This is a genomic window from Allobrachymonas denitrificans DSM 15123 (genome assembly GCF_900110225.1).
Lineage (GTDB): Bacteria > Pseudomonadota > Gammaproteobacteria > Burkholderiales > Burkholderiaceae_C > Brachymonas > Brachymonas denitrificans.
Map to the genome: position 1 here is coordinate 134,465 of NZ_FOCW01000004.1, position 9,080 is coordinate 143,544.

At 56.4% G+C, this 9,080-nt stretch carries 8 protein-coding genes; all 8 read left to right on the forward strand.

Annotated elements, in window-relative coordinates; all coding sequences use genetic code 11:
- Positions 1–226 precede the first annotated feature (226 nt).
- The 8 genes from BMW28_RS09145 (at position 227) to cas2 (ending at position 8,925) form a co-directional block, all read left to right on the forward strand.
- The gene (locus BMW28_RS09145; protein WP_091816917.1) at positions 227–1,135 is read left to right on the forward strand and encodes a phosphoribosylaminoimidazolesuccinocarboxamide synthase; all 909 of its coding nucleotides are present in this window, start codon (positions 227–229) and stop codon (positions 1,133–1,135) included.
- 65 nt (positions 1,136–1,200) lie between these two features.
- Positions 1,201–3,450 (forward strand): CRISPR-associated endonuclease Cas3'', encoded by a 2,250-nt coding sequence (locus BMW28_RS09150; protein ID WP_234970100.1) that lies wholly within the window; start codon positions 1,201–1,203, stop codon positions 3,448–3,450.
- 113 nt (positions 3,451–3,563) lie between these two features.
- The gene (gene cas5c, locus BMW28_RS09155) at positions 3,564–4,238 is read left to right on the forward strand and encodes a type I-C CRISPR-associated protein Cas5c (RefSeq protein ID WP_091816923.1); all 675 of its coding nucleotides are present in this window, start codon (positions 3,564–3,566) and stop codon (positions 4,236–4,238) included.
- The gene (gene cas8c, locus BMW28_RS09160) at positions 4,235–6,043 is read left to right on the forward strand and encodes a type I-C CRISPR-associated protein Cas8c/Csd1 (protein WP_091816924.1); all 1,809 of its coding nucleotides are present in this window, start codon (positions 4,235–4,237) and stop codon (positions 6,041–6,043) included. Before cas5c ends, cas8c begins: the two co-directional genes overlap by 4 nt.
- A gap of 21 nt (positions 6,044–6,064) precedes the next feature.
- Positions 6,065–6,955 carry a type I-C CRISPR-associated protein Cas7/Csd2 gene (gene cas7c, locus BMW28_RS09165; protein ID WP_091816927.1) on the forward strand — a complete coding sequence of 297 codons (891 nt, stop codon included), beginning with the start codon at positions 6,065–6,067 and terminating at the stop codon, positions 6,953–6,955.
- 8 nt (positions 6,956–6,963) lie between these two features.
- Positions 6,964–7,581, forward strand: coding sequence for a CRISPR-associated protein Cas4 (gene cas4 / locus BMW28_RS09170; RefSeq protein WP_091816929.1), 618 nt, complete (start codon positions 6,964–6,966; stop codon positions 7,579–7,581).
- 6 nt (positions 7,582–7,587) lie between these two features.
- Positions 7,588–8,625: a type I-C CRISPR-associated endonuclease Cas1c gene (gene cas1c, locus BMW28_RS09175; protein ID WP_091816932.1), complete on the forward strand. Its 1,038-nt coding sequence runs from the start codon at positions 7,588–7,590 to the stop codon at positions 8,623–8,625.
- 12 nt (positions 8,626–8,637) lie between these two features.
- Complete coding sequence (gene cas2 / locus BMW28_RS09180; protein WP_327020817.1) at positions 8,638–8,925, forward strand: CRISPR-associated endonuclease Cas2; 288 nt, start codon at positions 8,638–8,640, stop codon at positions 8,923–8,925.
- Positions 8,926–9,080: the final 155 nt, after the last annotated feature.

Here is a 9,080-nt window from a genome sequence, read left to right on the forward strand (position 1 = left end):
GCTTGTGGCCGGCGGAGGGTGCTGGGGTAAACCCGAAGTCGCGATTATGGGGCGGATAAAAAGTTATATGCTTATTTCTGCATAAGAAATTTTTTCTTATGCTTTTTCAAGAAATTGCATAAGGGCTGTAGCGGGGTGGCACGGCGGGTTGCGGCGGGCCCTGGCAGGGTGCGGCGGCATAAAATAGGGCAGCCCGATTTTTCTCCTTCTGCAAGGACATGCCCGCATGAGCAACGCACTCCATACCTCTTCCATCACTTCGCTGCCGCTGCTGGCGCGCGGCAAGGTGCGCGACAACTACGCCGTGGGCGACGACCGCATCCTGATGGTCGCCAGCGACCGCATCAGCGCGTTCGACGTCATCATGGGCGAGCCGATCCCCGGCAAGGGCGCGCTGCTCACGCAGATGGCGCTGTTCTGGTTCGACAAGCTCAAGGGCATCGTGCCCAACCACCTGACGGGCGACGCCCCCGAAAGCGTGGTGGCGCCCGGGGAAGTGGCGCAGGTGCAGGGCCGCAGCATGCTGGTGAAGCGCCTGAAGCCGCTGCCGGTGGAGGCGGTGGTGCGCGGCTACCTGGCCGGCAGTGGCTGGGCCGAATACCAGCAGAGCCGCAGCGTGTGCGGCGTGCCGCTGCCCGAAGGCCTGAGCAATGCCAGCAAGCTGCCCGAGCCCATCTTCACGCCGGCGGCCAAGGCCGAAGTGGGCGAGCACGACGAGAACATCAGCTTCGAACAGGTGGAAAAAACCATCGGCCCGGAGCTGGCCGCGCAGATGCGCGACGTGAGCATTGCGCTGTACAAGGCCGCGGCCGACTACGCGCTGACCAAGGGCATCATCATTGCCGACACCAAGTTCGAGTTTGGCCTGGATGCCGATGGCAAGCTGACGCTGATGGACGAAGTGCTGACCCCCGACAGCTCGCGCTACTGGCCGCTGGAGGGCTACGAGGCTGCCTTCAAGGCCGGCGCCAATCCGCCCAGCTATGACAAGCAGTACCTGCGCGACTGGCTGGAAACGGCGCAGGTGGATGGCAAGCCCTGGGGCAAGACGGCGCCTGCGCCGGTGTTGCCGGCTGAGGTGATTGAGGGGACTAGTGGGAAGTATCGGGAGGCGTTGGAGGGGTTGACGCGCTGAGCTGTGTATTGAGAGGGCTCCTTCAATAACGAATAACGGCGCCGTGGAGGTTGGAGATGGAAGGAATGTCAGGACGCTTCTTTGCGCACTCCACTCAAAATCAGGATCAAAGCGATTGGCAGTCACTTCAGGAACACTTGTCTCAGGTAGCGGAGCTTGCGGGAAGATTTGCGGAGCAGTTTGACTCTCATCTTCTTGGGCATACAGCCGGCTTGCTCCACGATGTGGGCAAGTATTGCCTGCCGTTTCAGCAGAAGCTGCATGGGCAAGCTCTGCGGGTAGATCACTCCACTCGAGGGGCACAGATTGCTGTCTCCCGATACGGCGCGATGGGGAGTCTGTTGGCTTATGGCATTGCGGGGCACCACGCGGGCTTGGCCAATGGCGGTGAATCAGAAGGTGAACGGACCCCGCTGCAATACCGACTCAAAGCTGGGGATCTGCCGACGCTGGATCCCTGCTGGGAACAGGAAATCAGCCTTCCCGCTCGGCTAGCCTTGCCTGCTTTTCGCGCACATAGCAGGGCCCGTGGGAATTTTCAGTTGAGCTTCCTGGCGCGCATGATCTTTTCATGCCTGGTTGATGCGGATTTTCTCGATACCGAGCGCTTCTATCAGAACGGTGCAATATCGAATTGGAATAGTCCTAGGGATCGTGCAATGCCGACCTTGGCGGCATTGCGCGATCAGCTGAATAACTACCTCGCGGGGTTCCAGAGTAACTCTGACGTGAATCAGCTGCGTGCGGAAATCCTGAAGCAAGTACGTGCCAAGGCGGAGCTGGATCGTGGCTTGTTCTCGCTGACGGTACCCACAGGCGGTGGAAAAACATTGGCCTCTCTGGCCTTCGCGCTGGACCATGCGCTTCTACATGGCCTGCGTCGTGTCATTGTCGTAATACCGTTCACCAGCATTGTTGAACAAACTGCGCGGGTGTTTCGCAAGGCTCTGGGCCCGCTGGGTGAGGTAGCAGTCCTGGAGCATCACAGTGCGTTTATGGCGGAAAAGCCGCCGCGCAATGATCCTGATCGCTATGAAGCAGCTGAAAAGTTGCGCTTGGCGATGGAGAACTGGGATGCGCCTATTGTGGTCACAACGGCCGTTCAATTCTTTGAGAGCCTGTTTGCAGCAAGGCCGGCGCAATGTCGCAAACTGCATGCCATAACGGGCAGTGTGGTCGTTCTGGACGAAGCGCAAACCATGCCGCTCAAGCTGTTGCGTCCCTGTGTGGCTGCCATTGACGAGCTCGCACGGAACTACCGAACTAGTGTGGTGCTCTGCACCGCAACTCAGCCTGCGCTAGAAGCGCCTGATTTTGAAGGGGGTTTGGAAGGTGTCCGTGAACTCGCGCCTGAGCCCGCAGAGCTGTTCCGAGCCCTCGAGCGTGTCCGTGTGCGGCATGTGGGCGTATTGAGCGACCAAGCGTTGGCAGCGGAGATGCGATCGCGCGAGCAGGTGCTGTGTATTGTGAATAACAGGCGGCATGCGCGCGCGGTGTACGAGGCGATGAATGATCTGCCTGGGGCGAGGCATCTCACGACGCTGATGTGCGCCAAACACCGTAGCGAGGTCTTGAGCGAAGTAAGGCAAATGCTGGTGGAAGGGAGGCCGTGCAGGCTGGTATCAACTTCGTTGATCGAAGCGGGAGTTGATGTTGATTTTCCGACTGTCCTACGGGCAGAGGCAGGCCTGGACTCCATTGCACAGGCTGCGGGACGTTGCAACAGGGAAGGAAAACGCACCTTAGCGCAAAGCGAGGTACTTGTTTTCATCCCAGAAAACGAAGATTGGACGCCGCCTCCGGAGTTGAAGCAATACGCTCAGGTCGCGCGTGAAGTCTTGCGTGAAATTGGTGATGAAAGGCCACTCTCGCCCCAATTCATCCGGCGCTATTTCGAGCTGCTGTATTGGCAGAAGGGTAGCGAACAGCTCGACACTCCCAACCTGCTGGGATTGCTGAAGGAAAGCCAGGTGGATAGCCTGCCGCTCGAAACCATGGCGGCCAAGTTCCGCCTGATTGATAGTGTGCAAAGGCCTGTGATCGTGCCGTATGACGATACGGCCAAAAAGCTGCTGTGTGATCTGGAGTTTGCTGAAGGATGTGGCGGGATTGCCCGACAGTTGCAGCCTTACCTTGTGCAGTTGCCCCAAAAAGGATTTGATGCCCTATTTAAGGCGGGCGCCGTGCAGGCTGTAGCGCAGGACAAATGGGGTGACCAGTTCATGGCGCTGGTCAATGGGGATATTTATGACCACAGCGTCGGTCTGGGATGGGAACAACCCACCTTCATGAAAACGCCAAGCACAATAATTTAACTCGATGGCGGAAAAGTGCTCTGAAAGGCGATATAAATTAGGTTAGCTGAATACCAAAGCAATGTATTGGAGCTTTCGAGGAGGCCAAGGTTCGAAGCTCAAGGGAGGATGCAATGGCTTTTGGAGTGCGTTTGCACGTATGGGGGGAGCGCGCATGCTTTACGCGCCCCGAAATGAAAGTAGAGCGAGTCTCCTACGATGTCATCACGCCATCGGCTGCACGCGGTATTTTGGAAGCGCTGCACTGGAAGCCTGCCATTCGCTGGCAGATTGATCGCATCCATGTTCTGAAGCCGATTCGTTTCGAGTCGATACGGCGCAATGAAGTGGGCGGAAAACTCTCATCTGCCAACGTGGCCAAGGCCATGCGTGCGGGCAGCACGACTGGGCTGGCTACCTATGTGGATGAAGACCGGCAGCAACGTGCCGCGACCATTTTGCGCGATGTCGCTTATGTGATTGAAGCTCACTTCGAATTGACGCGAGCAGCGGGTGCAGATGACTCAGTGGGCAAGCACTTGGACATCTTCAATCGCCGTGCTCGCAAGGGCCAGTATTTTCATGCGCCATGCATGGGCGTTCGTGAATTCCCGGCCTACTTTGAGCTGCTGGAAGAGGGGGGGCAATGGCCAGCTCACGATGTCAGTCTGAGTGGTACACGCGACTTGGGCTGGATGCTGCATGACATCGATTTCGAGAATGGTATGACGCCACGCTTTTTCCGCGCTCAGATGGTAGATGGCGTCATCGCTGTTCCCCCGTGGCAAAGTGAGGAGGTCAAGGCATGATTCTCCAGGCACTGAATAGCTATTATCAGCGGCTGCTTGCGCGCGGCGAAGAAGAACTGGCCCCGTTTGGATATAGCCCAGAGAAGATTAGCTATGAAATTCTGCTGGCGTCAGATGGACGAGTGGTGGATGTGAACGACATCCGGGATACGTCCGGCAAAAAACCTATGCCGCGAGTGATGAACGTGCCGCAACCCGAGAAGCGTACCGTCGGAATCAAGCCCAATTTTCTTTGGGATAAGACCAGCTACGTGCTTGGGGTAAGCGCCAGCAGCAAACGTGCAGATAAAGAGCACGAGGCCTTCAAGGAGTTGCATCAAAACTGTCTGGCAACAACTGATGATGCGGGACTTAAAGCCCTGTTGGCTTTCCTGACGCAATGGACGCCCGAGCACTTTGTGGCGCCTCGATTCACAGTGGAAATGCTGGATACCAATGTCGTTTTTCGAATCAGTGGTGAAAAGCAATACCTGCATGAATGCGCTGCAGCGCAATTGGTGCGAACTCAGTTGAGCGGCGGCGATGACGCACCTAGCCGGAGTGAATGTTTGGTTCTAGGTGAGCGTTTGCCTATTGCCCGACTGCACCCCGCGATCAAGGGAGTTTATGGCGCGCAGACATCCGGCGCATCAGTGGTTGCATTCAACCAGGAGTCGTTCACTTCCTATGGAAAGGAGCAGGGAGATAACGCTCCGGTTTCAGAGCAGGCTGCGTTTGCCTACACCACCGTGCTCAATTACCTGCTTCGCCGCAGTGAGCACAATCGCCAGCGCATCCAGATTGGAGATGCCAGTGTGGTGTTTTGGGCTGAAGCTGCGGACTCTGAAGAGGCAGAGGCTGCCGAGTTGGCGTTTGAGGCCTTGCTCAATCCGCCGGCGGATGATGAAAAGGAAGCCGCGCTGGTTCGCCAGATGCTCGAAAAGGTCGCGAAAGGCCGGCCATTCAGCGAGCTGAACCCGAAACTGCAAGAAGGCACGCGCATGTATGTGCTGGGCTTGGCTCCCAATGCTTCCCGACTATCCATCCGCTTCTGGGAAGTTGGAACGCTGGGTCTTTTTGCAGAGCGTCTTGCTTGGCACGCACGCGATTTTCATATCGAACCGGTGCCATGGAAGACTGAACCTGCGGCGCGTCGTGTATTGCTGGCAACGGTGCCGCACCGCGAAGGTGCCATGCCCAAGATGGACGATGCCTTCAACAACCTCGTAGGTGAATTCATGCGGTCGGTGCTGAGCGGTCGGCGCTATCCGCGCAGTCTGCTGGTGAACACATTGATGCGCATACGCTCAGACGGCAACCTGTCTGGCATGCGTGCGGCCATCTGTAAGGGAGTTCTGGCGCGTGATCAGAGGCTGGGTTTTCAAAATGGCGATCAATCAGAGGAGGTGCTTGTGAGTCTCGACAAGGAATCGAAAAGCCCCGGCTACCGGCTGGGCCGCTTGTTTGCTGTATTGGAGACAGCGCAGCGCGGAGCATTGGGCGGGCAGGTGAATGCCACTATCCGTGACCGCTACTACGGCGCGGCATCCGCTACGCCAGCTTCGGTCTTCCCTGTGTTGCTGCGCAATACCCAAAACCATCTGGGCAAGCTGCGCAAGGAAAAGCCAGGACTGGCTGTTGTACTGGAAAAGGACATCCGCGAAATCGTTGAAGGTTTGTCAGACAGCTTTCCGCGCAGCCTTCGTATCGAAGAGCAGGGGCGCTTTGCCATCGGCTACTACCATCAATCACATAGTTGGTTCGCAAAGTCTGACGATGAAGAATTGCCTCTCTCGGACGATTCGCAATCTCAAGAAACTGAATAACCTGCACAGGGAGACCCAATCATGAGTGCCATCGCACATCGCTACGAATTTGTTTATCTGTTCGACATCACGAATGGCAATCCCAACGGGGATCCGGATGCAGGTAACCTGCCTCGCCTGGATCCGGAAACCAACCGTGGTCTTGTGACCGACGTATGCCTGAAGCGCAAGGTTCGCAACTTTGTCAGTCTGGACAAGGAAAATACCTCCGGCTATGCCATCTACATGCAGGAAAAAGCGGTGCTTAACCTGCAGCACAAAAAAGCATGGGAAGGCCTGGGCATTCCGCCTGATACCAAAGATGAATACAAGAAGCTACCCAAGGAAGAGGCCAAGGCGCGGGAAATTACCGCTTGGATGTGCCGCAATTTCTTCGACGTGCGTACCTTCGGCGCAGTCATGACTACGGGCGTCAATGCCGGTCAGGTTCGTGGGCCAGTGCAAATGGCTTTTGCCACCTCAATCGACCCGGTAGTGCCGCTGGAGATATCCATCACACGGATGGCCGTAACGACTGAAAAGGAAGCTGAAGCGCAAAGTGGCGACAACCGCACCATGGGCAGAAAGCACATCATTCCATATGGACTGTATCGTGCACATGGCTTCATCTCTGCAAAGCTTGCGGAGCGCACGGGTTTTTCTGACACCGACCTCGCGCTGTTCTGGCAGGCGCTCACCAACATGTTCGAGCATGACCGCTCGGCAGCGCGTGGCGAAATGGCAGCACGCAGGCTGATTGTTTTCAAGCATGAAAGCGCCATGGGCAATGCACCTGCACATGTGTTGTTCGACAAGGTCAAGGTGTCTCGCGTGAACGGAGAGGCTGATACTCCGGCACGTTGCTACGCAGATTATCAGGTGAGCGTTGACCAAAACTTGCCACAGGGTGTCTCTGTCAGCGAATTGATCTGATTTGCTACATGGACGTCATTCCTCTTTCTGCCCTTCAGCACTTTCTCTATTGCCCCCGGCAGTGTGCACTGATCCATCTGGAGCAGCTATGGGCGGAAAGCAGGGAAACCGCGGAAGGCAGAATCCTGCACGAACGTGCAGACCTTCCGGGTGCCGGAACGCGAAAAGGTGTTCGGGTCGCGACTGCAATGGCGTTGTCGCATGAAGCCTTCGGCTTGATCGGAAAGGCTGATGTTGTCGAGTTTCATTCGCAAGCGGATGGAGGGGAATGCCCCTTTCCCGTCGAGTACAAGCGGGGTCGGCCGAAGGCGCATCAAGCGGATGAAGTTCAACTTTGTGCGCAAGCGCTATGTTTGGAAGACATGTACGGGAAGCCGGTGCCCCGCGGTGCACTGTTTTATGGCCAAACGCGACGACGCAAAGATGTAGTCTTTGACAGGGGACTGCGGGAACTTACACTGAAAGTGCTTCAGGGAACGCGCGCCATGCTGGAGAGCAGGCAAACACCAAGTGCAATATACGAGGCCAAGAAATGTGACTCGTGCTCGCTGGTTGATCTTTGTATGCCGCAGTGCATTTCAAGGCAAAGATCAGTACAGCGCTGGCTGATGAATGCGGTGGAGTAGTGAGCAATGAGGCGGCAACTCAATACCTTGTATGTCACGACTGGCGGAGCGTGGCTGCATCGGGATGGTCTCAATGTCGTGATGGAGGTGGATCGTCAGGAACGGGCGCGGCTGCCTTTGCATATGCTGGAAAGCATCGTGTGCATAGGTCGGATCTTGGCTTCTCCCGCGTTGCTTGGTTACTGTGCGCAAAACGGCATCACCGTCTGTTTTTTGACCGAGAACGGCAAGTTTCTGGCAAGAGTTGAAGGGCCCGTTTCTGGCAACGTGTTATTGAGGAAGGAGCAATATCGGCGCAGTGATGATCCTGCTGCGACTACGGCCATCGTGCGAAACCTCCTGGTAGGGAAAATCCATAATCAACATGCCGTGCTTGCACGGGGGTGGCGGGATCACAGGGAAGGCCTGTCAGACCCCGCGAAATATGAGCACGCAGTGGCACGTTTGAAACGCATCCCTCTTCGCATGCTTGAGGCAGATATCAGTACGGATTTTCTTCGGGGACTGGAGGGGGAGGCAGCTCTGGCCTATTTCAGCGTACTGGATCAGCTGATTCGCACAGAGGCTTCGGCTCTGCATTTTTCCGGGCGTACACGCAGACCTCCACAGGATGCTTTCAATGCCTTGTTGTCGTTCCTGTATACGCTGCTCACACACGATTGCAGGTCTGCTTTGGAGACAGTGGGGCTTGATCCGGCCGTTGGTTTTCTTCACCGGGATAGACCAGGGCGCCCGAGTCTTGCTCTTGATCTCGCAGAGGAATTTCGCTCCTTGCTCGGAGACCGGCTTGCGCTATCGCTGGTTAACTTGCGGCAAGTGGGTGAACGTGATTTTCATTCCGCCGACGGAGGGGCTGTGTATCTCACGGATGAAGGCAGGAAGAAGGTTCTTGTCGCGTATCAAGAGCGAAAGCGCGATCAGCTGCTCCACGCTTTTATCGAGGAGAAAGTTGACATCGGCTTGCTGCCTTTTGTGCAAGCCCAGCTATTAGCGCGGCACTTGCGCGGAGATCTCGATGCGTACCCGCCTTTTCTTTGGAAGTGAGACTTACGCATGATGGTTCTTGTCAGCTATGACGTGCGTACGAGCGATCCTGGAGGTGCGCGACGCCTTCGCCGCATTGCCCGTGTCTGCCAGAATTACGGGCAGCGAGTCCAGTTTTCAGTGTTTGAGCTTCACGTTGATCCCGCACTCTGGGCTCATGTGCGACAGCAGCTTTGTGACTTGATTGACGAATCGGCTGATAGCCTGCGGTTTTACCACCTCGGAGCGAAATGGCATGGAAAAGTGGAGCATGTAGGGGCCAAGGCTACCCTGGACCTAGAGGGTCCCTTGGTTCTTTGATCCGCGAACCTGTAGTGATCGAGTTTTCCTTTGGCGGTTCGCGCGACGCCAACATCTTGTGATCATTAAAAATTTCCGGACTTGAATTGGTGTGATCGGGCTGATGAGCAGGTCATGCGAAGGGATCGCAATTGGGCCGACTATTGGCGTTGATA

Bases quoted from the DNA above. Each gene is read 5' to 3' on its own strand.
- BMW28_RS09145 (WP_091816917.1), top strand. From the start codon at position 227: ATGAGCAACGCACTCCATACCTCTTCCATCACTTCGCTGCCGCTGCTG.
- BMW28_RS09150 (WP_234970100.1), top strand. From the start codon at position 1,201: ATGTCAGGACGCTTCTTTGCGCACTCCACTCAAAATCAGGATCAAAGC.
- cas5c (WP_091816923.1), top strand. From the start codon at position 3,564: ATGGCTTTTGGAGTGCGTTTGCACGTATGGGGGGAGCGCGCATGCTTT.
- cas8c (WP_091816924.1), top strand. From the start codon at position 4,235: ATGATTCTCCAGGCACTGAATAGCTATTATCAGCGGCTGCTTGCGCGC.
- cas7c (WP_091816927.1), top strand. From the start codon at position 6,065: ATGAGTGCCATCGCACATCGCTACGAATTTGTTTATCTGTTCGACATC.
- cas4 (WP_091816929.1), top strand. From the start codon at position 6,964: ATGGACGTCATTCCTCTTTCTGCCCTTCAGCACTTTCTCTATTGCCCC.
- cas1c (WP_091816932.1), top strand. From the start codon at position 7,588: ATGAGGCGGCAACTCAATACCTTGTATGTCACGACTGGCGGAGCGTGG.
- cas2 (WP_327020817.1), top strand. From the start codon at position 8,638: ATGGTTCTTGTCAGCTATGACGTGCGTACGAGCGATCCTGGAGGTGCG.